The organism is Streptomyces sp. NPDC088707 (assembly GCF_044752725.1).
Taxonomy (GTDB): Bacteria; Actinomycetota; Actinomycetes; order Streptomycetales; family Streptomycetaceae; genus Streptomyces.
The window spans coordinates 152347-173177 of record NZ_JBIVLV010000011.1 but is presented as its reverse complement, the minus strand read 5'-3'; the positions used below and the strand labels follow the sequence as shown (position 1 = coordinate 173177).

Here is a 20831-nt window from a genome sequence, read left to right as displayed (position 1 = left end):
CGGCCGCGCACCCAGAACCGGCGGAACAACACCCACCCGCCCCCGCCACAAACCAAGCCCCCACCCACCGACCGACAGCCGCAAGCGGCGAGCGGCCATTACCCGAAGCCCCGCGTGGCCACGCCCCTCGGCCGCCCTCCGAGTGTGAAAAGGCGGCCTCCGCCGCCGGGTCAAGGGTGGGCGCAGCCCATCGCGCAGCGACGCCGGAGGCGCCCTTGACGCGGTGGTGGAGGCCGCCACACTCGGAAAGAGGGCGGCCGCACCCGCACCCCACCAGGCACGCTCACCTCCTGGGCCTCAAAGACCCGTCCCCCTCTCATCCACCCCCTCCGCCAGCACCTCCGCCAGGTGCCGGCCCCGCACCCGCGCCAGGTCTCCCATCTGCGTCCTGCACGAGAAGCCGTCCGCCAGGACGGTGGCCTCCGGGGCCGCTTCCCTCAGCGCCGGCAGCAGCTGGTCCTCCGCGCACGCGACCGAGACCTCGTAATGGCCCGGCTCGAAGCCGAAGTTGCCCGCGAGTCCGCAGCACCCGCCCGCCAGCTCGCCCGTCAGGCCCGCGCGTGCCCGCAGGCGGCGGTCGGCCGCGTCGCCGAGGACCGCGTGCTGGTGGCAGTGCGTCTGGCCCGTCACCGGGCGGTCCAGGCGCGGCGGCTCCCAGTCCGGCGCCAGCGTCTCCAGAGCCTCCGCGAACGTCCGCACCGACGCCGCCAGACGGGCCGCCCTCGGGTCGTCCGGCAGCAGTTCCGGCAGGTCGGTGCGGAGCGTCGCCGCGCAGGAGGGTTCCAGGACCACGACGGGCCCCGTGGGCCCCGTGGCCGCCCCGCCGTCCCCCTCCATCACGTCCAACGCCCTCCGCATCACCCTCCGCGCCGCCCCCAGCTGCCCCGTCGACACATACGTCAGCCCGCAGCACACCCTCCCCGGTGGCAGCTCCACCCCGATCCCCGCGTCCTCCAGAACCCGGACCGCCGCCTGGCCCACCTCCGGCGCCAGGTGGTCCGTGAACGTGTCCGGCCACAGCGTCACGTCCGCCGGGCGGGTCGAGATCCGCTCGGCGAACCACGACGTGAACGACCTCCCCGCCACCCTCGGCATCGTCCGCTCCGGTGTCACCCCCGCGAGCCGCGCCGCGAACGGCAGTCTCATCCCCGCGTTCAGGCCCCGCCCGAACAGGTCCAGCCAGTGCGGCAGCCTGCCCATCGTCCAGTGCGAGCGCGGCCTGCGCAGGAAGCCGAACGGCCCCGCGTAGTGCCGGTCCAGGAACTCCGCCTTGTACGCGGCCATGTCGACGCCCACCGGGCAGTCGCTGCGGCATCCCTTGCACGACAGACACAGGTCCAGCGCCTCCCGGACCTCCTCCGAGCGCCAGCCGTCCGTGATCACCTCGCCGAGCGCCATCTCGTGGAGCAGCCGCGCACGCCCCCGCGTCGAGTGCTTCTCCTCCCCCGTCGCCCGGTACGAGGGGCACATCACCCCCGACCCCGAACTCGGGCCGCCCACACGGCACTTGGCGACTCCCACGCACCGGGCCGCCTCCCTTCCGAGGCCCACCAGCGGCAGCCCCGTGAACCGCAGGCCCTCGTCGAGCGGGCGCGGTCGGACCAGCATCCCCGGGTTGAGGCCGCCGTCCGGGTCCCACACGTCCTTGACCGCGCCGAACAGGGCGACGAGCTCCTCCCCGTACATCCTCGGCAGCAGCTCGGCCCGCGCCTGTCCGTCGCCGTGCTCCCCGGAGAGCGAGCCGCCGTGGGCGACCACGAGGTCGGCCACCGCCTCCGAGAACCGGCGGAAGTCCCGTACCCCCGGCTTCGTCCACAGGTCGAAGTCGATCCGGACGTGGACGCAGCCGTCACCGAAGTGCCCGTACGGCACTCCTCGGAGGCCGAAGTCCGCGAGCAGCGACCGGAATTCACGGAGGTACGCGCCGAGCCTCGCCGGCGGCACCGCGCAGTCCTCCCATCCGGGCCAGGCCTCCCCGCCCTCCGGGGTCCTGGTCGCCGTGCCCGCCGCGTCCTCGCGGATCCGCCACAGCGCCCGCTGCCCCGCCGGGTCCCGCACCACGGCGGAGTCGATCGCGTCGGCCGCCCGCACGAGCCGCCGCGCCTCTCCCTCCCCGTCCGTCTCGCAGAACAGCCACGCCGCACCGCGAGGGAGCCCGGCGGTGCCCCGTACGAGATCGGCCGCCATCCCCTCCACGGTCAGCGGCCCGAGCGGCAGGAGCCCCGCCGCCGCCTCCGCCGCCGCGCTCTCGTCCGCGTACCCCAGCACCACGAGCACCGGCTCGGCCGGCAGCGGGACGAGCGTCACCGTCGCCTCGGTGACCACGCCCAGCGTCCCCTCGCTGCCGCAGAACGAGCGGGCGACGTCCACGCCCCGCTCGGGGAGCAGCGCGTCCAGCGCGTACCCGGAGATGCGGCGCGGCAGACCGGCCGGGTAGCCGGTCCGCAGGAGGGCGAGATGGCGGTCGACGAGGTCGAGGAGTCCGGCGGGTGCGCCTTGCCCTCCCCGGCCCAGTGTCAACGCGGTGCCTCCGTAGGTCATCACGTCGAGCGAGCGCACGTTGTCCGCCGTGGTGCCCCAGGCGACCGAGTGCGCCCCGCACGCGTTGTTGCCGATCATGCCGCCGAGGGTGCAGCGGCTGTGCGTGGACGGATCGGGGCCGAAGGTCAGGCCGTACGGGCGTGCCGCCTCCCGCAGCCGGTCGAGGACGAGCCCCGGCCGGACCACGGCCGTCCGCGCCTCCGGGTCCAGGGAGACGGTGCCGCCCATGTGCCGTGTGAGGTCGAGCACGACGCCGGTGCCGGTCGCCTGGCCGCCGATCGAGGTCCCGGCGCCCCGCGCGACGACCGGCGTGATGTCGTGCGCCCGGCACACCCGCAGGACGGCCGCGAGGTCGTCGGCGTCGCGCGGCGCGACCGTACCGGCCGGAACCCGGCGGTAGTTGGAGGCGTCCATGGTGGTCAGTGCCCTGGCGGTGGCGGAGAAGTCGACCTCTCCGGCGACCGCGGCGCGCAGGTCGGCGGCCAGCCCTGACGCGTGTTCCTCGTGTGTTCCCACAAGCCCAGGATGTCTCAGTGCTCGTCTCATCGGGCGGACATCCGGCGACCGGCCCCTTCCCGACCCGATACTCTCCGCCTCGTGGCTGATATCCAGATTCCCGCTGACATCAAGCCCGCCGACGGCCGTTTCGGCGCGGGCCCCTCCAAGGTGCGTACGGAGGCGCTGGACGCCCTGGCCGCCACCGGCACCTCTCTCCTCGGCACGTCCCACCGCCAGGCTCCGGTGAAGAACCTGGTCGGCGAGGTACGTACCGGCATCCGTGACCTCTTCTCGCTCCCCGAGGGCTACGAGGTGATCCTGGGCAACGGCGGCTCCACCGCCTTCTGGGACGTCGCGACCCACGGTCTGATCGAGCACAAGTCGCAGCACCTGACCTTCGGCGAGTTCTCCTCCAAGTTCGCGAAGGCCGCCAAGCTGGCCCCGTGGCTGGCCGAGCCGACCGTGATCTCCTCCGACCCGGGCACCCACCCGGAGCCGGTGGCGGAGGCGGGCGTGGACGTCTACGCGTACACGCACAACGAGACCTCCACCGGTGTCGCCGCCCCGATCAAGCGGGTCGCGGGCGCCGACGAGGGCGCGCTGGTCCTGGTCGACGCGACCTCCGGCGCGGGCGGTCTCCCGGTCGACATCACCGAGACGGACGTCTACTACTTCGCCCCGCAGAAGTCCTTCGCCGCCGAGGGCGGCCTGTGGCTCGCGGCCTTCTCCCCGGCCGCCCTGGAGCGTGCGAAGAAGATCCAGGAGTCCGGCCGGCACATCCCGGAGTTCTTCTCGCTGCCGACGGCGATCGACAACTCGCTGAAGAACCAGACGTACAACACCCCGGCGCTCTCGACCCTCTTCCTGCTCAACGAGCAGCTGAAGTGGATCAACGGCCAGGGCGGTCTGGACTGGGCCGTGTCCCGTACGAAGGAGTCCTCGGACGCCCTGTACGGCTGGGCCGAGGAGTCCAAGTACGCGACGCCGTTCGTCACGGACGCGGCGAAGCGCTCGCAGGTCATCGGCACGATCGACTTCGCGGACGAGATCGACGCGGCGGCGGTCGCGAAGGCGCTGCGCGCGAACGGCATCGTCGACACGGAGCCGTACCGCAAGCTGGGCCGCAACCAGCTGCGCGTCGCGATGTTCCCGGCGATCGACCCGGCGGACGTGCGCGCCCTGACGGCCTGCATCGACTACGTCATCGAGAAGCTCTGACCGCCTGTCGTACGTGCGAAGGGCCCGGCACCGGAGAACTTCCGGTGCCGGGCCCTTCGGCGTGTCCGCCGCTCAGCCCCGCCGCAGGAGTCGCTTGATGCCGAAGACGAGGACGAACGCGCCCGCGAGGACCAGGAAGCCGACCGTGACGTTCCCCTTCTCGCCGTCGGCCGCCGGGGACTGCGGCGCCTGCGGGGCGCCCGGGGTGTCCGGGCTGCCGCCCGGCTTCTCCGGGGAGCGTCCGGCGTCCTGCCGGTCCAGCCGCACCACTCGGCTCTGCTGCCCCTCGGAGCCGAGCATGAACGCCGAGCCGTCCGTCGTGTACGTCACCGATTCCGCCTGGCCCTGGAACGGGGCGCCGATCGACGTGCCCTCGTCGCCGAGCCGGCCGTCCTGCCACGTGTACTCGCGCGCCATGAGGTAGCCGCGCAGGACCAGCCGGTCGCCGTCCGGCGAGAACGCGCCGTCGGTGACCCACGGGACCTCGCCGATGCGCCGGAAGACGTTCGTCCCGGACGAGGAGAGCCGCTCGGGTCCCGCGTACAGGCCGCCACCGTCCTCGTTCTTGCTCGCGATGTACACCCGCCCGGTCTTCGGGTGGACCATGAGCGCCTCGGCGTTGCGCGCGCCGTCGGCGTACTTCACGACGTACTGCTTCGCCGCCACCTTCTGGTCCTTGAGGACCTTCGGCTCGGGGAAGCGGTAGACCCAGACGTGGTCCCAGGAGCCGTCGAGGTTGTCGCCGATGTCGCCGACGTAGATGTCGCCGTCCGGGCCGACGGCGATCGCCTCCATGTCGCGGGGGGTGCCGACGCCCTGCATGGTCAGGGTCGCGACCGTCTTCCCCGTGCGGGAGTCGATGCCGTAGATCAGGGGGGCGTCCTGGTCGTTGTGCGTCCAGTAGATCCCGGGGTGGGCGCGGCTCGCGGCGAGGCCGCTGGACTCGGTGACGCGGGAGTCCTCGATGGTGAAGTCCCGGTCCGGCTCCTGTCCTTCGGCACGGGCATGACCGGCCGGGAGCAGCACCAGGGCCGCCGCCGCGCCGAGGGCGCACAGAGCAGATCGCATGTCCCCCAGCCTGCCACGACGTGGCCGACGACACCGGACGGGAAGATCGTCCGCCGTCCGGAGACCCCCGCCCGCCCCCGGGTGAAACCCACTTGACCAGCCCCTCGGCCGCTGCCAGGGTCGCGCTCATGCCCACCCCGCAGACCTTCTCCGCGCCCGACGGCACGACACTCGCCTTCCATGTGTCCGGCACCGGCGCCCCGCTCCTCTGCCTCCCCGGCGGCCCGCTCCAGGACTCCGCCTATCTCGGCGACCTCGGCGGACTGACCGCGCACCGGCGGCTGATCCGGCTCGACCTCCGGGGGACGGGCGCGTCGGCCGTGCCGGACGACTCCTCCTCGTACCGCTGCGACCGGCTCGTCGAGGACGTGGAGGCGCTGCGCGCGCACCTCGGGCTGGACACCGTCGACGTCCTCGGGCACTCGGCGGGCGCGAACCTCGCCGCCCTGTACGTGACCCGGTACGCCGAGCGGGTCGACCGGCTCGTGCTCGTCACCCCGGGCACGGCGGCCGTCGGGCTCGACACGGCGCCCGAGGAGCGGCTCGCGGCGGCGCGGCTGCGGCGCGACGAGCCGTGGTTCGGCCCGGCGTACGCGGCTCTTGAGGACGTCACGGCGGGGCGTGGGACGGGCGAGAGCTTCCAGGCCGTGGCGCCGTTCTTCCACGGGACCTGGGACGAGGCCGCGCGGGAGCGGCACGCCGCCGGGGAGGGGCAGCGGAACCGTGAGGGCGCGGGTGTCTTCGCGGGCGAGGGGGCGTTCGACCCGGAGGCGACGCGCGCGGTGTTCGCGGAGTTCGCGCGGCCGGTGCTCGTGGTGGCCGGGGAGGGGGACGTGAACACCCCGGTCCCGACGGCGGCCGCGTACGCGGAGCTGTTCCCGAAGGCGGCTTTCGTCGTCCTGGACGGGGCGGGGCACTTCCCGTGGCACGACGACGCGGAGCGGTTCACGGGGGCGGTGTCCGACTTCCTGCGGTAGGCGTGTCCTGCGGCAGGCGCGTCCTGCGGCTGGCGTGTTCCTGCGGTAGGCGTGTCCTGCGGTAGGCGTGTCACCGGAGGCGTGTTCCTGAGCCCGTCGATCTGCCCCGGCGTTCCGGCGTTCGGCCCGTGTCCCGGATCACGTCGCAGGTCCGGGACGCCGTCCGCGATGATATGACCATGCGTTTTCTGTTCGTCGGCGACAGCATGACCATCGGACGCGCCGGCGACTGGACCTGGCGGTACCGCATGTGGCGGCATCTGGAGTCCACGCTGCCCGGCGGGTACGAGATCGTCGGCCCCCGCACCACCCTCTACGACCCCGCCGTCGACGCCCCGGCCTCGGAGACGTACGCCGACCCGGCCTTCCCCGCCCCCGCCCGGCGCCATCTGGCCGGCTGGGGCGAGGGCTGGCTGCACATGGCGCCCGTGATCGGTGACACGGTCGCGGCGACCGGTGCCGACGTGCTGCTGATCTCGCTCGGCCTGATCGACCTGGGTTTCTACACCAACAGCGAGCAGACCGAGGAGAACGTCCGGGCGTTCGTCGCCGCGGCCCGCGCCGCGAACCCCCGGGTCCGGGCCGTCCTTCTGCCGGTCATCCCCAACGTGCGCGCCGGGTACGACGCGCCCTTCGCCGTCGAGTGCGCCCGCTTCAACGAGCTGCTCGGGAAGGCGGTGGCCGACCTGGACACGGCGGCCTCGCCCCTCCTCCTGGCGTCGATATCGGAGTCGTACGACCTCGACGCGGACACCTACGACGGCACCCACCCGGGGCCCTCGGGCGAGCACAAGCTGGCGGCCGCCTTCGCCGGCGCGATGCACCAGGCGTGGGGCCTGGGCGGCCCGTACGCCGGGTAGCGCGGCCGGGTCTCAAGCGGCCCGGGTGAGGCGGTTCGCGAAGGTGGAGAGCGTGTACGCGCCGATGCCGAGGACGACCTCCAGGGCGTTGCGGCGGGTGTGGCCCGCGGCCTCGAAGGCGGCCAGCTCCTCGTCGCTCACCGCCCCCGCGGAGGCGAGGACCCGGAGGGTGAACAGGCGGACGGCGGCCAGGCGTTCGGCGTCGGGCGCGGGGCCGAGGGCGGCCAGCTTGGCCTCGTACATGTCGACGCAGAGGTGGCACTGGTTGCGTTCGGCGACGGTCAGGACGACCGTCTCGCGGGAGTGCGGGTCGAGGGTGGTGGACTCGAAGGTCTGGCTGAGTTTCAGGAAGCCGTCGAGGGTCTCGGGCGACTCCTTGAGGAGGGCGACGGCGTTGGCGGTACGGGCGGACATGTCCACGGACAAGGCGTCTCCTGGATCGGGCGGATGGAACGCGTAGAATCGACAACATGGTTGACTATGCGGCGAAGGAAAACGTAAACCAGGTTGTCGATAACGGCAAGGGAGAAAGCGCACCCGAGGGCGGCGGCAGGGGCTACGAACTCCCCCTGCTGCTCTTCGGCGGCTTCCGCACTCTCATCGACCGCCTCCACGCCCGCCTCGCCACCGAGGGCCATCCCGACCTGCGCCCCGCCCACGGCTTCGCCATGCAGGCCATCGGCGCGCGGGGCGCCACCGCCAGCGAGATCGGACGCCGCCTCGGCGTCTCCAAGCAGGCGGCCGGCAAGACCGTCGACCGGCTCCTCGCCCTCGGCTACGCCGAGCGGGCCGACGACCCCACCGACGCCCGCCGCAAACTCGTCCACCTCACCCCACGGGGGTACGCGGCCCTCGCCCGCTCCGCCGCGATCTTCGACGAACTGCGGGCCGAGTGGGCGGCGACCCTCGGCGCGGACCGCGTCCGGGACCTGGAGGCGGCCCTGCGGAACGTCGTCCCCGCGGAGACGGCGTTCCGCCTGGACGCCACCAGCTGGCTGGGAGCTCCCTGACCGGCACGACCGGTCAGGACGGTCACCAGGCGAAGGCCTCCGGCGACGGCCCCGGGCCCGGGAAGATCTCGTCGAGAGCCGCCAGGACCTCCTCGCTCAGATCGAGCTCCAGGGCGCGCAGCGCGCTCGCCAGCTGCTCGGGCGTCCGCGGGCCGACGATCGGGCCCGTCACACCCGGCCGGGTGAGCAGCCACGCGAGGGCCGTCTCGCCCGGCTCCAGGCCGTGCTTGTCGAGCAGGTCCTCGTAGGCCTGGAGCTGCGCACGGGACGCCGGGTCGGCGAGGGTGGCCGCCGCGCGGCCCTCCGTGCGCCGCTTGCCCTCGGCCTCCTTCTTCAGGACGCCGCCGAGCAGACCGCCGTGCAGCGGCGACCAGGGGATGACCCCGAGGCCGTACTCCTGCGCGGCCGGGATGACCTCCATCTCCGCGCGCCGCTCGAAGAGGTTGTAGAGGCACTGCTCGCTGACGAGGCCGACCGAGCCGCGCCGGGCGGCGGTCTCGTTGGCCTGGGCGATCTTGTAGCCGGGGAAGTTGGAGGAGCCGGCGTAGAGGATCTTGCCCTGCTGGATGAGGACGTCGACCGCCTGCCAGATCTCCTCGAAGGGGGTCGAGCGGTCGATGTGGTGGAACTGGTAGAGGTCGATGTAGTCCGTGCCGAGGCGCTTGAGGCTGGCCTCGACCGCGCGGCGGATGTTCACCGCGGAGAGCTTGTCGTGGTTGGGCCAGGCCTCGCCGTCGGCGCCCATGTTCCCGTACACCTTGGTGGCGAGAACAGTACGGTCGCGACGGCCGTCGCCCTTCGCGAACCAGGAACCGAGGATCTCCTCGGTCCGGCCCTTGTTCTCACCCCAGCCGTACACGTTGGCGGTGTCGAAGAAGTTGAGCCCCGTGTCCAGCGCCGTGTCCATGATGGCGTGGCTGGTGGCTTCGTCCGTCTGGGGTCCGAAGTTCATCGTCCCGAGGACGAGTCGGCTGACCTTGAGTCCGGTGCGTCCGAGCTGCGTGTACTCCATGGACGCCAAGCCAACTGCTTGGAGTGCGCTCGAAGCAAGGGGGTTCCCACGGGGTGGGCAGAGGGTGCTCCGGGCGAGGAGTACGGGCTACAGGCCGGTCACCGACGCCACCGCGATGATCGCGAACATCAGTACGAGTACGCCGGCCATGATGCGGTTACGGGTCTTGGGATCCACCCTTCGAGGTTACCCGGCCGTTCACCACGGCCTTCACCCCGGCTCCCCGGGCCGCCTCCCCCACCCCGCCCCCTCAAGCGGCCAGCCGCCGACCCTCTCGTACCTGGGCTGCTCGCCCCGCACCCCGCTCACCGGCAGGTTCGACCGCACCAGGACCAGCTCTGCCACCTCCCAGCGGGCGCCCTCGAAGGTCCCCATCCCGTCCAGGAAGGGATGCAGGTCCACCTCCTCCCCCCGCGCGCGGGCCACCGTCAGATGCGCCTGGTAGCGGCGGTGCTCGTCCATCGCGACCCCGGACCTGCGCGCGGCCGCGTCGGCGCGCTCGGCGAGCAGCCGCAGCTCGTCCAGACCACCGGCGACCCCGGCCCACAGGGCGCGCCGCCCGAAGTGCCCGCCGCCGTGGAGTCGCAGCGGGAAGGGCGGTGTGCGGTGCGCGGCGCGGGCGAGCCGGACGCGCAGCTCGGGCAGCAGCTCCTCGTCGACCTCTCCCATGAACGCGAGCGTGAGGTGCCAGCCGGGCCGGGAGGTCCAGCGGAGCGCGTCCGCCCCGGGCAGCCGGTGGAGCCGGTCGACGACGTGTCCGAGTTCGTCCAGCCGCTCGGGCGGCGGCAGGACGGCGGCGAAGAGCCTCATGAGGCGAGTGTGGCAGCGGTTAGCCTCTGCGGCATGAAGATCTCCATCAGGAAGGGCGGGGCGGCGGACCTCCCCGCGATACTCGACGTCCTCGACGGCGCCGTGGTGTGGCTCAACGGCAGGGGGATCACCGCGCAGTGGGGCACCGAGTCGTTCTCCGGCCGCCCCAGGGCGGTGAAGCAGGTCGAGGACACGATGGCCGCGGGTGATCCGTGGATCGCCGAGATCGACGGCGTACCGGCGGGGACGATGACGCTGACCCCGTTCCCCGGGCAGCACATCGCACCGGCGGACGAGCCCGAGGTGTACGTACGGCTGCTCGCGACCGACGCGCGGTTCCACGGCCACGGGGTGGGCGCGGCGCTGCTCGCCCACGCGGCGGAGGAGACGCGGCGCCAGGGTGTCTCGCTGCTGCGGGTGGACTGCTTCGCGGGCAGCGAGGGCCGGCTGGTCGCGTACTACGAAGGCCAGGGCTTCACCCCGACGGAGACGTTCCTGGTCGGCGACTGGGCGGGCCAGGTGCTGGAGCGGCGGGTCTGAGGACCCGCCGCTCCGGTGTGCGGGCGGTCGGGCCCGCTCGCGTGATCAGGCGGTCACGCGGCCGGCCCGGCGGGGTCAGCTGGTGAAGTAGCCGGCGTCGAGCGCGATCCAGCCCTTGAACCCGCGCTCGTCGTAGATGCGCAGGGAGCCGTCGGGGGTGACCTCCCAGCGCACGGTGAGGGGGCCGGTGATGTCTCCCGCGCCGGTCGCCGTGCCCACCATGCCCTGGGTACGGATGGGGTGGAGGTGGTCCGGGAGCGTGAGGATCGTCTCGCCGCTGGTCCACGGGGTGTTGGTGTTGCGGGTCACCCGAAGGCGGAGCTCGACGCGGTCGCCCGTTCGGCGGTACTGCGGCTTGTAGCTGTTGGTGGCCCCGTAGACGTTCTCGTCGTAGGTCAGAGGGGTCCACGGGGTGGTGCTGGAGAGGCCGTAGAGGGCCATGCGTCGATCTCCTTGGGTGGCGAAGCCGAACACGAGCTGCGGCCCGTCGGACGTTCGGCGGACGGTGATGGCTTCGGTCTCCCGGTGCGCGAGATCGAGGGCGGTGCGGTTGAAGATCCGCTCGATCACTGCGCCCGAGGCGACGTCGTAGACGGTCCACCAGGAGTTGCCCGGGGACGGGTTGTCCGCGTCGTAGGCGGTGCCCGCGTTCTGGTAGACGAAGTTTCCGTACAGGCACCAGGACTGGATGCTGTGCTTGCCCGGGAAGTCGACCAGGGTGGTGAAGTCGTGGCGCTTGAAGGCCTCGAGTTCGTAGACGCGGTACTCGGCGGTACCGGCCGTCACGTGGCGCACCGCGATGTGGCCGTGGTCGAGGTCCAGGGAGGGGGTGACCGCGGAGTCCTCGCCGACGGGCTTGAACACCTCGACGGGGCCCTCCTTGGCATCGACGAGGGCGCCGGGCTGGAAGGCGAGTCGGCCGATGTACTTGCCGTGGGCGTTCTTGCCGGGGGCGGCGATGTCCGCGTGGGTCTCCAGCCACAGCCACACGGTGCCGTCGACGTTCTCGACTCCGAACCCGGCGCCGTGGCCGAAGCCCGTCAGGTGCATGACGGCGAGGACGGTGCCGTCAGGCGCGACCTGGTTGACGCACAGGTCTCCCCGCCCGTCGTGGTCCGCGAGGCTGACGACGGTGTCGCCGGCGGAGAGCCTGACCCCGTCGCTGATGCCCTGCACGGCGTAGGTGAGGCCGGTCACCGGATCGAAGGCGACCTGCTGGTGCACTCTCTTGTAGTGGAGCCGGACCTCCCTGCCGAGGAGGTCGACGGGCTCGTCCCTCAGGCTGAACCTGTACCCCGGGGACAGGCCGGGCCCCGCCGGGACGGCGGCCGGCGAGGGGCCGGCGAGGGGCGCGGCGCCGGGAGCGACCTTCGGCGCGGCCGCCCGGGCGGGTCCGACGGAGGCGAGGAGCGGAGTGGCGGCCGCTGTGGTCAGGAGGCTGCGGCGGGTCAGTGACATGTCGGAACGGCTCCGTTCCGACGGCACGAAGGCGCGGCGGTGACCGCCGGCTCCCGCGCCGGGCCGTAGCCCGGTATACGGGCGAAACGCATGGTCATGGGTGTGCAAGCCCCCCCTTTTCAAGATCTTTGCCTGCACGGCGCCGCGATCTTCGCACACAGGTGCGAGGGGGTGAAAGGGGAGACTCGGGGGCCCGCACGGGAGGCGGGGCGGAGGCACGGCCTCCGCCACCGCCCCGGACGTCACGCCGCCGTCGCCAGCCGTTCCCGCGCCACGAACCGCACCTGCGGGTGCCCGTGGCGCCACGCCCAGGCGACCTTGAGGCCGCCCACCCGGGCCAGGACGAGGCCCACGACGACCGCCGCCGCCAGGGAGATCACTCCGCCCGTCGCGAAGCCGACGCGGGCGCCGTACGTGTCGGTGACCCAGCCGAGGAGCGGCGCGCCGATCGGCGTGCCACCGGCGAAGACCATCATGTAGAGGCTCATCACCCGGCCCCGCATGGCGGGGTCCGTCGCCATCTGGACGGCCGAGTTCGCGGTGATGTTGACCGTGAGGCCGATCATGCCGATCGGGACGAGCAGCAGCGCGAACAGCCAGAACGCCGGCGACAGGGCCGCCGCGATCTCCAGGACGCCGAAGACCGCCGCCGCGATCACCAGCATCCGCAGCCGGGTCGAGCCGCGCCGGGCCGCCGCGAGGGCGCCCACGAGCGAGCCGGCCGCCATGAGGGTGTTGAGGAAGCCGTACGCGCCCGCGCCGACGTGGAAGACGTCGCCGGAGAAGGCGGTGAGCCAGATCGGGAAGTTGAACCCGAAGGTGCCGATGAAGCCGACGAGGACGATCGGCCAGATGAGGTCCGGTCGCGCGGCCACGTAGCGCAGGCCCTCCCGCAGCTGGCCCTTGCCGCGCGGGGCGCGCTCCACCTTGTGGAGTTCGCTCGTCCGCATGAGCAGGAGGCTCACGAGGGGGGCGAGGAAGGACAGGCCGTTGAGGAGGAAGGCCCAGCCGCTGCCGACTCCGGCGATGAGGACACCGGCGACGGCGGGGCCGACGAGCCGCGCGGACTGGAAGTTCGCCGAGTTCAGGGAGACTGCGTTGCGCAGCTGGTCGGGGCCGACCATCTCGGAGACGAAGGCCTGCCGGGCCGGGTTGTCGACGACGGTCACCATGCCGAGGAGGAAGGCGATCAGGTAGACGTGCCAGACCTGGATGTTGCCGGAGAGGGTGAGGACGGCGAGCGCGATGCCGCAGAGGCCGAGGGCTGCCTGGCTGACGAGCAGCAGGCGCCGCTTCGGGTAACGGTCGGCGATGACTCCGCCGTAGAGGCCGAACAGCAGCATCGGCAGGAACTGCAGGGCCGTCGTGATGCCGACGGCGGCGGCCGAGCCGGTGAGGCTCAGGACCAGCCAGTCCTGGGTGATGCGGGCCATCCACGTACCGGTGTTGGAGACGATCGCGCCGGTGAAGAACAGCCGGTAGTTACGGATCCTGAGCGAGGAGAAGGTTTCCCCCCGCCCGCGGGTGTCGAGGGTGGGTTTGTGGACGGGTGCGGAGTCTGCTCCGGGTCCCGTACTCAAAGTGCGTCGCCTCCTTGGCGCGTGGATTACAGGTGGGCGAGCTTCTCCAGGACGGGAGCGGCCGCGCGCAGCTTGGCCCACTCGTCCTCGTCCAGACCCTCGGCGAGGGAGGCCAGCCAGGCGTTCCGCTTGCGGCGGGACTCTTCGAGCATGGCTTCGGCCTGCTCGGTCTGGCTGACGACCTTCTGCCGGCGGTCGTCGGGGTGAGGCTCCAGCCGGACCAGTCCCTTGGCTTCGAGCAGCGCGACGATGCGGGTCATCGACGGCGGCTGGACGTGCTCCTTGCGGGCGAGTTCGCCGGGTGTGGCGGAGCCGCAGAGCGCGAGGGTGCCGAGCACCGACATCTCGGTGGGGCTCAGCGATTCGTCGACACGCTGGTGCTTGAGGCGTCGGCCCAGTCGCATGACGGAGGAGCGGAGCGCGTTCACGGCCGCGGCGTCGCCGGCTGTGCCGTGGGACAGGTCAGGCATGTTTGTTAGCCTAACTCATTACTCTTCCTAAATACCAACGGGAACGCGTCGACGTCGCACGGATCACACCCGTGTACCCCCGCACGCCTGCCCCCGCGCGTGAACCGCACGCACGCAGATCACGCTTCAGCATCCATGTATCACCCAAACGAGTGAGTCGGATCCAGAAAGTGACGCAAAGGAGCCCCGGCTGCCCCGACCCTGAACGACATGGGATCGACAGTGCTCAGCCTGCGCATCGACGGTGAGCTGCTCGACCGGCTCAGAAGTCACGCCGCGAAAAGAGGAATGAGCGTCCAGGACTATGTCGTCCGGACGCTCATTCGCGAGGATTTCGACGAGCGGTTCAAGACCGCCGTCGACGAGACGGAAAAGTTCTACGGGGAGGCGGACGGGGAACCGGTGGCCGACACGGCCACCGACACCCCCCGCGATCACGTGAGGCCGAGCGCCGGCATCGCGTAGTAGAAGACGAAGACCGCCGACACGATGTACATGGCCACCGGGACCTCACGACCCCGGCCCGCCGCGAGCCGCAGCACGCTGAACGCGATGAAGCCGATGCCGATGCCGTTCGTGATCGAGTACGTGAACGGCATCATCACCATGGCCAGGAACGCCGGCACCGCGATCGTGTAGTCGCTCCAGTCGATGTCCTTGATCGAACCGGCCAGGATCAGGAAGCCGACCGCGAGCAGCGCGGGCGTCGCCGCCTGGGACGGGACCATCGTGGCCAGCGGCGTGAGGAACAGCGCCACCGAGAACAGACCACCGGTCACGACCGAGGCGAGCCCCGTGCGCGCGCCCTCGCCGACGCCCGCCGTGGACTCCACGAAGCAGGTGGTGGCCGAGGAGGAGGTCGCGCCGCCGGAGGCGACGGCCAGGCCGTCCACCAGCAGGACCTTGTTGATGCCCGGGAAGTTGCCGTCCTTGTCGATCAGCTTGGCCTCGTCACCGACGCCGAGGATCGTGCCCATGGCGTCGAAGAAGCAGGACAGCAGCACCGTGAAGACGAAGAGGACGCCGGTCAGGTAGCCGACCTTCTCGAAGCCTCCGAAGAGGCTGACCTCGCCGACCAGACCGAAGTCGGGCGAGGCGACCGGGTTGCCCGGCCACTCCGGGGTGGTCAGACCCCAGGACGGGACGGTCGCCACCGCGTTGACCACCATCGCCACGATCGTCATGACGACGATCGAGATGAGGATCGCGCCCGGCACCTTGCGGATGATCAGCGCGAGGGTGAGGAGCGTGCCCAGGATGAAGACGAGCACCGGCCAGCCGGTGAGGTGGCCGTCGCCACCGAGCTGGAGCGGGACGGTGGTGTGCGCGGCGTCGGGGATGCGGGAGACGAAGCCCGAGTCGACGAGGCCGATCAGCATGATGAAGAGGCCGATGCCGATCGCGATGCCCTTGCGCAGACCGACCGGGACCGCGTTCATCACGCGCTCGCGCAGACCGGTCGCGACGAGCAGCATCACGACGACACCGGCGAGGACGACCATGCCCATGGCGTCCGGCCAGGACATCTTCGGCGCCAGCTGGAGCGCCACGACCGTGTTGACGCCGAGGCCGGCGGCGAGGGCGATCGGGATGTTGCCGATGACGCCCATGAGGAGCGTCGAGAACGCCGCCGTGAGGACGGTGGCGGTGACGAGCTGGCCGCCGTCGAGCTGGTGCCCGTACATGTCCTTGGCGCTGCCGAGGATGATCGGGTTCAGCACGATGATGTAGGCCATCGCGAAGAAGGTGGCGAGACCGCCGCGGACCTCACGGGCGACGGTCGAGCCGCGCTCCGAGATCTTGAAGTAGCGGTCGAGGCCCGAGGTCGGCTCCTGGGGAGCGGAAGGCTCGGGGGGCATGGCCTTGGCGGTGGCCGTGGTGCTCATGGGGTGGGTTCCTCTTCGGGAGAGACGTCCGTTTGGCGGTTCATACGAAGGAAACCCGCCAGAGGCAAACCGTTTCAGTATGAACACATGAACGAGCGAGCGTCTATCTCCGCGCGTAGATACGATTTCCCGCCACCTAGACTGACCCTCATGGCGAAGTGGACACCGAAGCACGAGGCACCCGAGCCCCTCGAAGGGCCCGTCGTCGCCACCATCACCGGCGGAACGATCCTGTGGTTCGTCCTCTTCCTCGTCCAGGTCCCGTTCTACGGCTGGTTCGACGACCGGGACCTGACCTGGTGGGTGTGGACCTGCCTCGCCGGCGCCGGACTCGGCCTGATCGGCATCTGGTACGTACGCAAGCGGGACGCGGCGATCAAGCGGCACGAGGCGGCGCGGACCGCGGAGGCCGCAGCGGGCACCACGGCCGGAACCGCCGCCGGTCCGGAGTCGCCCCAGGACCCCGAGACGCACCCCGGCACGTAACACCGAGGGGCCCCGGCGCGTAACACCGAGGGACCCCCGCGCGTAGCACCGGGGGACGATTCCCCTCCTCCCCCGGTCTGATCTTCGCCCTTCTCGGCAGGTGAACGGTCGATTCCGGTCGTACCGTCGAAAACATGACTCAGCGGGCGAAGATCGACACCGACGGCAGCGAGGCCGAGGCGGTGGGGCCGCCCGTTGTCCACCGCCCCGCCGGACTCACCTCCGCAGAGGTCGCCGAACGCGTCGCCCGCGGCGAGGTCAACGACGTCCCCGTACGGAGCTCCCGCTCGACCACGGACATCGTCCGCGGCAACGTCTTCACCCGCTTCAACGCCATCATCGGCGTGCTCTGGGTGATCATGTTCTTCGTCGCGCCCATCCAGGACAGCCTCTTCGGCTTCGTGATCATCGCGAACACCGGCATCGGCATCATCCAGGAACTCCGCGCCAAGAAGACCCTCGACGGCCTCGCCGTCATCGGCGAGGCGAAACCCACCGTCCGGCGCGACGGCGTCGCCGCCGAACTCTCCACCTCCGAGATCGTCCTCGGCGACCTCATCGAACTCGGACCGGGCGACAAGGTCGTCGTCGACGGCGAGGTCGCGGAGGCCGACAGCCTGGAGATCGACGAATCCCTGCTCACCGGCGAGGCCGACCCCGTCGTCAAGAAGCCCGGCGACCGGATGATGTCGGGCTCGTTCGTCGTCGCCGGCGGCGGCGCGTTCACCGCCACCAAGGTCGGCCGCGAGGCCTACGCCGCACAGCTCGCCGAAGAGGCCTCCCGCTTCACGCTCGTCCACTCCGAACTGCGTACGGGCATCTCCACGATCCTCAAGTACGTGACGTGGATGATGATCCCGACCGCGATCGGGCTCGTCGTCAGCCAGCTCGTCGTCAAGGACAACAACTTCAAGGACGCGGTCGCCCGCACGGTCGGCGGCATCGTCCCGATGATCCCCGAGGGACTCGTCCTGCTCACCTCGGTCGCCTTCGCGATCGGAGTCGTCCGTCTCGGGCGCAAGCAGTGCCTCGTCCAGGAACTGCCGGCGATCGAGGGCCTCGCGCGCGTGGACGTCGTGTGCCTGGACAAGACGGGCACGCTGACCGAGGGCGGCATGGACGTCACGGAGCTCCGCCCCCTCGACGGCGCGGACGAGACGTACGTCCGCAAGGTCCTCGGCGCGCTCGGCGAGTCGGACCCCCACCCGAACGCCTCCCTCCAGGCCATCATCGACGCCTACCCGGACACGGTGGAGTGGCGGTGCACGGAGGCGCTGCCGTTCTCGTCCGCGCGGAAGTACAGCGGGGCGGCGTTCAGCGAGGGCAACGGCGAGAACTCGACATGGCTGCTGGGCGCCCCGGACGTCCTCCTGCCCGCCGGGGACCCGACGCTCACCGAGATCGACCACCTCAACGAACAGGGCCTGCGGGTCCTGCTCCTGGCGCGGACGGCGAACGAACTCGACTCCCCCGAGGTCGCGACCGGCGCCCACCCGACGGCCCTGGTCGTCCTGGAGCAGCGGCTGCGCCCGGACGCCGCGGACACCCTCGCGTACTTCGCCGACCAGAACGTCGACACCAAGGTCATCTCCGGCGACAACGCGGTCTCGGTCGGCGCGGTGGCCGGAAAGCTCGACATGCCGGGCGCGGCGAACACGGTGGACGCCCGCACGCTCCCCACCGACCGGGAGGAGATGGCGAAGGTCCTCGACGAGAACGCCGTCTTCGGCCGGGTCACACCGCAGCAGAAGCGGGACATGGTGGCGGCGCTGCAGTCCCACGGGCACACGGTCGCGATGACGGGCGACGGCGTGAACGACGTCCTGGCCCTGAAGGACGCGGACATCGGCGTCTCGATGGGCTCGGGCTCCGAGGCGACGAGGGCGGTGGCCCAGATCGTCCTGCTGAACAACAGCTTCGCGACACTCCCGTCGGTGGTGGCGGAGGGCCGGAGGGTCATCGGCAACATCACCCGAGTGGCCACCCTCTTCCTGACGAAGACGGTCTACTCGGTCCTCCTGGCGGTCCTGGTGGTGTGCTCGCAGGTGGAGTACCCCTTCCTCCCCCGCCACCTGACCCTGCTCTCCACCCTGACGATCGGCGTCCCGGCCTTCTTCCTGGCCCTCGCCCCCAACAAGGAACGGGCGAAGCCGAACTTCGTACGCCGGGTGATGCGGTACGCGATCCCGGGCGGCGTCATCGCGGCGGCGGCCACGTTCACGACGTACCTCCTGGCCCGCCACCACTACAGCGGCGAAGGCGCCCTGGAGGCGGAGACGAGCGCGGCCACCCTGACCCTCTTCCTGGTCTCGATGTGGGTCCTGGCGATCATCGCCCGCCCGTACACGTGGTGGCGCCTCGCCCTGGTCACCGCGATGGGAGGCGCGTTCCTCCTGGTCCTGGTCGTCCCCTGGCTCCAGGACTTCTTCGCCCTGAAGCTGGTGGGCACGACACTGCCGTGGGCAGCGGTGGCGATCGCGGGGGCGGGCGGGCTGCTCCTGGAGGTCGCATGGCGCTGGGTGGACCGGAGGTTCCCGGCGTAGGGCCGAGCGAGGGCTCAGGCGGCGGCCCGGCAGTCGGCACAGCCGGCATCCGGGTCGTGACTGCGGAAGGCGCGGTCGCATCCGTCGCAGTTCACGAGCGGTGCGGGCCCGTCGGTCACCGACGGCGGCGGTACGGCGGCCAGCGGAGGCGGCAGGAGCGCGGAGAGCCGGAACTCGACGAACCGGCCCGGATGGTGGATGGGCACATGCGCGGGCGGGAGGGCGGCCGTGAGCGTGCGGAGCACCTGCGCGGGGCTCGCCGACCTGGCCAGCCACTCCTCGACAGACGGGGCGAGCCGCAGGACGTCCCGCCAGGAGAGCAATAACCGGGAGTCGACGGTCCGGAGGCGGGTGAGGATGTCGGCGGCGGGGCTGTGGAGCACGGACGACTGAGGTGGCGCGGGATCCGGGGCGGGGGCGTGCGCGGCCGCGGGGGCGGACTCCGGGGCGGCGGTGTGCTCGGCGGCCGGGGCGGGCTCCGGATCTTGTACGTCCTCGGAGGCGGCGGGCGTCCGGCGCCGCCGGGCCCCACACCCGGGCTTGTCGTACGACAACGTCCGGGTGGCGAACCGTCCCCCGCCGAGCGGCACACGGCGACGCTCCAGGTACCCCTCGGCCACCAGTTCGTTGAGAGCCCGTCGAATGGTGATCTCGCCCTCGCGGAACCGCAGGGTGAGCGTCCTGACGGTGACGTCGGCGCCGTCGGGGAGCGACTGGATGTACACGCCGAGCCCGATCGCGACGGCCGAGAGGCGGGGATGCCGGACGAGGTGGTTCCCGACGACCGTGAACCGGTCGGTGTGCCGGTGCCGTACGCGGATCACCCCGGAGGAAGGCGCGTCGGCGGGAATCGCGAACGGGACGGACTGCGCGGACGGGGCCGCGCTAGACTGCGGATCAGCCATGGGGAAGCGGTACTTCCTACTTGGTCAGGCCCTCGCCAGGATGCCAGTCCTGTCGGGGGCTGATTTGTCATATGCCGCTGTTACGAGGCCGACCGTACCGCACCCACTCGCCACCTGTTCGCCATCCGGACACTCCTTCACCCAATCGTGTGGCCAAGGGAGTTGGGGAGCGGGAGGGGTTGGTTTGGCAGTCCTCTCCCGTTAATTGCAGGGGGTCGAGCAGAACCGAGACGTGGGGACCCACGCCCCGGCCAGAGCGCCCGCCCCTCCAGAACAAGGGTCTCGGGGTGGGCCGGGTGTATGGGCTTCTGGTGGGACCGCCCTCTTTCCGAGAGTCGCTCCTTCCGGTGGTGCGTCAAGGGCGCTCCTTCGTCGCGTCGGCTTCGCCGATTCCGCTGCGCTCCACCCTTGACCCACCACCTCCAGGAGCGAAAACACTCTCGGAGGGCGGTCCAGGGGACCGGGTCCACGCCGGGCTTCGGGCAGTAGTGCTCGCCACGTGCGTGTGCCGGTCGGTGGGTGGGGGCTTGGTTTGCGGCCGGGGTGAGTGGGCTTCCGTCGGTGGGTTCGGGGTGCGCGGTTGTTGAATGGGGCGGCTCGGCACGGCTTAGCGAGTCTCGGTCGCACGTGGTGGGGCTTCAGGCCCCGCTGGTCACTGCCGGTGGGTGGGGGCGTGGACAACTGCGCACTACTCCGAGTAACACCCCCCGGAATAAGCCCCACAAGGGGCGAATCGCCCTTATCGGGCGATGAAAGTGCAAGAAACTCACGCCGACCGCTCCTCACCACCCACCGGGAGTGACCAGCGGGGCCTGAGTCCCAGCCAACCGGCTACCGCGACTCGCCAAGCCGAGCCGGGCCGCCCCATTCAACAACCGCGCACCCAGAACCCACCGGACAGAAGCCCACCCCGCCCCGCCACAAACCAAGCCCCCACCCACCGACCAGCAGACGCAAGCGACGCCCGGC

18 protein-coding genes are annotated in these 20831 nt (G+C 71.4%); 8 read left to right on the top strand and 10 right to left on the bottom strand.

The features are described 5' to 3' along the window. Nucleotides 1-297: 297 nt before the first annotated feature. On the bottom strand, nt 298-3087 hold the full coding sequence (locus ACIP84_RS29905) for an FAD-binding and (Fe-S)-binding domain-containing protein (protein WP_401801966.1): 2790 nt from the start codon (nt 3085-3087) through the stop codon (nt 298-300). Between the two features lie 51 nt (nt 3088-3138). Between ACIP84_RS29905 and serC the strand changes: the two genes are divergently transcribed. Next, nucleotides 3139-4257 (top strand): phosphoserine transaminase, encoded by a 1119-nt coding sequence (gene serC, locus ACIP84_RS29900; protein ID WP_401801963.1) that lies wholly within the window; start codon nt 3139-3141, stop codon nt 4255-4257. Between the two features lie 72 nt (nt 4258-4329). Here serC and ACIP84_RS29895 read toward each other — a convergent pair whose 3' ends face one another. Continuing rightward, the gene (locus ACIP84_RS29895) at nt 4330-5325 is read right to left on the bottom strand and encodes a YncE family protein (protein WP_401801961.1); all 996 of its coding nucleotides are present in this window, start codon (nt 5323-5325) and stop codon (nt 4330-4332) included. A gap of 128 nt (nt 5326-5453) precedes the next feature. Between ACIP84_RS29895 and ACIP84_RS29890 the strand changes: the two genes are divergently transcribed. After that, on the top strand, nt 5454-6302 hold the full coding sequence (locus ACIP84_RS29890; RefSeq protein WP_401801959.1) for an alpha/beta fold hydrolase: 849 nt from the start codon (nt 5454-5456) through the stop codon (nt 6300-6302). Nucleotides 6303-6481: 179 nt separating this feature from the next. Beyond that, the gene (locus ACIP84_RS29885) at nt 6482-7162 is read left to right on the top strand and encodes a GDSL-type esterase/lipase family protein (protein WP_355969653.1); all 681 of its coding nucleotides are present in this window, start codon (nt 6482-6484) and stop codon (nt 7160-7162) included. Nucleotides 7163-7174: 12 nt separating this feature from the next. On the opposite strand, the gene ACIP84_RS29880 is transcribed toward ACIP84_RS29885, so the two are convergent. Next, nucleotides 7175-7576 (bottom strand): carboxymuconolactone decarboxylase family protein, encoded by a 402-nt coding sequence (locus tag ACIP84_RS29880; RefSeq protein ID WP_401802240.1) that lies wholly within the window; start codon nt 7574-7576, stop codon nt 7175-7177. A gap of 56 nt (nt 7577-7632) precedes the next feature. Here ACIP84_RS29880 and ACIP84_RS29875 point away from each other — a divergent pair, with 56 nt between their 5' ends. Continuing rightward, nucleotides 7633-8172, top strand: a complete 540-nt coding sequence (locus ACIP84_RS29875; RefSeq protein ID WP_401801956.1) for a MarR family winged helix-turn-helix transcriptional regulator — start codon at nt 7633-7635, stop codon at nt 8170-8172. A 22-nt stretch (nt 8173-8194) separates the two neighbouring features. Here the strand turns inward: ACIP84_RS29875 and ACIP84_RS29870 are convergent, their stop codons facing one another. Beyond that, nucleotides 8195-9184, bottom strand: a complete 990-nt coding sequence (locus tag ACIP84_RS29870; protein WP_355969649.1) for an aldo/keto reductase — start codon at nt 9182-9184, stop codon at nt 8195-8197. A gap of 210 nt (nt 9185-9394) precedes the next feature. Further along, on the bottom strand, nt 9395-9994 hold the full coding sequence (gene thpR, locus ACIP84_RS29865; RefSeq protein WP_401801953.1) for an RNA 2',3'-cyclic phosphodiesterase: 600 nt from the start codon (nt 9992-9994) through the stop codon (nt 9395-9397). A 33-nt stretch (nt 9995-10027) separates the two neighbouring features. On the opposite strand from thpR, the gene ACIP84_RS29860 reads away from it, so the two are divergent. Then, a complete protein-coding gene (locus tag ACIP84_RS29860) occupies nt 10028-10534 on the top strand; it encodes a GNAT family N-acetyltransferase (RefSeq protein WP_401801950.1) in 507 nt (168 codons plus the stop codon). A gap of 75 nt (nt 10535-10609) precedes the next feature. On the opposite strand, the gene ACIP84_RS29855 is transcribed toward ACIP84_RS29860, so the two are convergent. The 3 genes from ACIP84_RS29855 to ACIP84_RS29845 all read right to left on the bottom strand — a co-directional run bounded on the left by ACIP84_RS29855 (nt 10610) and on the right by ACIP84_RS29845 (nt 14042). Continuing rightward, on the bottom strand, nt 10610-11992 hold the full coding sequence (locus tag ACIP84_RS29855) for a signaling protein (protein WP_401801948.1): 1383 nt from the start codon (nt 11990-11992) through the stop codon (nt 10610-10612). Between the two features lie 242 nt (nt 11993-12234). Next, nucleotides 12235-13572: an MFS transporter gene (locus ACIP84_RS29850; RefSeq protein WP_355969643.1), complete on the bottom strand. Its 1338-nt coding sequence runs from the start codon at nt 13570-13572 to the stop codon at nt 12235-12237. A 26-nt stretch (nt 13573-13598) separates the two neighbouring features. Then, nucleotides 13599-14042 (bottom strand): MarR family transcriptional regulator, encoded by a 444-nt coding sequence (locus tag ACIP84_RS29845; protein ID WP_355969642.1) that lies wholly within the window; start codon nt 14040-14042, stop codon nt 13599-13601. 210 nt (nt 14043-14252) lie between these two features. Here ACIP84_RS29845 and ACIP84_RS29840 point away from each other — a divergent pair, with 210 nt between their 5' ends. Next, nucleotides 14253-14507 (top strand): hypothetical protein, encoded by a 255-nt coding sequence (locus ACIP84_RS29840; RefSeq protein WP_355969640.1) that lies wholly within the window; start codon nt 14253-14255, stop codon nt 14505-14507. Here ACIP84_RS29840 and ACIP84_RS29835 read toward each other — a convergent pair. Next, nucleotides 14477-15928, bottom strand: coding sequence for an NCS2 family permease (locus ACIP84_RS29835; RefSeq protein ID WP_401801945.1), 1452 nt, complete (start codon nt 15926-15928; stop codon nt 14477-14479). The genes ACIP84_RS29840 and ACIP84_RS29835 overlap by 31 nt on opposite strands. 150 nt (nt 15929-16078) lie before the next feature. Here ACIP84_RS29835 and ACIP84_RS29830 point away from each other — a divergent pair, with 150 nt between their 5' ends. Together ACIP84_RS29830 and ACIP84_RS29825 are read left to right on the top strand one after the other, a co-directional pair. Beyond that, nucleotides 16079-16414, top strand: a complete 336-nt coding sequence (locus ACIP84_RS29830) for a DUF2530 domain-containing protein (protein ID WP_401801943.1) — start codon at nt 16079-16081, stop codon at nt 16412-16414. A gap of 134 nt (nt 16415-16548) precedes the next feature. After that, nucleotides 16549-18957: an HAD-IC family P-type ATPase gene (locus tag ACIP84_RS29825; RefSeq protein ID WP_401801941.1), complete on the top strand. Its 2409-nt coding sequence runs from the start codon at nt 16549-16551 to the stop codon at nt 18955-18957. Between the two features lie 14 nt (nt 18958-18971). On the opposite strand, the gene ACIP84_RS29820 is transcribed toward ACIP84_RS29825, so the two are convergent. Continuing rightward, a complete protein-coding gene (locus ACIP84_RS29820) occupies nt 18972-19862 on the bottom strand; it encodes a hypothetical protein (RefSeq protein ID WP_401801939.1) in 891 nt (296 codons plus the stop codon). Between the last annotated feature and the right edge of the window lie 969 nt (nt 19863-20831).

What these genes read in the sequence shown, in the direction of transcription:
- ACIP84_RS29905 (WP_401801966.1), bottom strand. Translation starts at nt 3,087, where the DNA reads ATGAGACGAGCACTGAGACATCCTGGGCTTGTGGGAACACACGAGGAA.
- ACIP84_RS29895 (WP_401801961.1), bottom strand. Translation starts at nt 5,325, where the DNA reads ATGCGATCTGCTCTGTGCGCCCTCGGCGCGGCGGCGGCCCTGGTGCTG.
- ACIP84_RS29890 (WP_401801959.1), top strand. Translation starts at nt 5,454, where the DNA reads ATGCCCACCCCGCAGACCTTCTCCGCGCCCGACGGCACGACACTCGCC.
- ACIP84_RS29885 (WP_355969653.1), top strand. Translation starts at nt 6,482, where the DNA reads ATGCGTTTTCTGTTCGTCGGCGACAGCATGACCATCGGACGCGCCGGC.
- ACIP84_RS29880 (WP_401802240.1), bottom strand. Translation starts at nt 7,576, where the DNA reads ATGTCCGCCCGTACCGCCAACGCCGTCGCCCTCCTCAAGGAGTCGCCC.
- ACIP84_RS29875 (WP_401801956.1), top strand. Translation starts at nt 7,633, where the DNA reads ATGGTTGACTATGCGGCGAAGGAAAACGTAAACCAGGTTGTCGATAAC.
- ACIP84_RS29870 (WP_355969649.1), bottom strand. Translation starts at nt 9,184, where the DNA reads ATGGAGTACACGCAGCTCGGACGCACCGGACTCAAGGTCAGCCGACTC.
- thpR (WP_401801953.1), bottom strand. Translation starts at nt 9,994, where the DNA reads ATGAGGCTCTTCGCCGCCGTCCTGCCGCCGCCCGAGCGGCTGGACGAA.
- ACIP84_RS29860 (WP_401801950.1), top strand. Translation starts at nt 10,028, where the DNA reads ATGAAGATCTCCATCAGGAAGGGCGGGGCGGCGGACCTCCCCGCGATA.
- ACIP84_RS29855 (WP_401801948.1), bottom strand. Translation starts at nt 11,992, where the DNA reads ATGTCACTGACCCGCCGCAGCCTCCTGACCACAGCGGCCGCCACTCCG.
- ACIP84_RS29845 (WP_355969642.1), bottom strand. Translation starts at nt 14,042, where the DNA reads ATGCCTGACCTGTCCCACGGCACAGCCGGCGACGCCGCGGCCGTGAAC.
- ACIP84_RS29840 (WP_355969640.1), top strand. Translation starts at nt 14,253, where the DNA reads ATGGGATCGACAGTGCTCAGCCTGCGCATCGACGGTGAGCTGCTCGAC.
- ACIP84_RS29835 (WP_401801945.1), bottom strand. Translation starts at nt 15,928, where the DNA reads ATGAGCACCACGGCCACCGCCAAGGCCATGCCCCCCGAGCCTTCCGCT.
- ACIP84_RS29830 (WP_401801943.1), top strand. Translation starts at nt 16,079, where the DNA reads ATGGCGAAGTGGACACCGAAGCACGAGGCACCCGAGCCCCTCGAAGGG.
- ACIP84_RS29825 (WP_401801941.1), top strand. Translation starts at nt 16,549, where the DNA reads ATGACTCAGCGGGCGAAGATCGACACCGACGGCAGCGAGGCCGAGGCG.
- ACIP84_RS29820 (WP_401801939.1), bottom strand. Translation starts at nt 19,862, where the DNA reads ATGGCTGATCCGCAGTCTAGCGCGGCCCCGTCCGCGCAGTCCGTCCCG.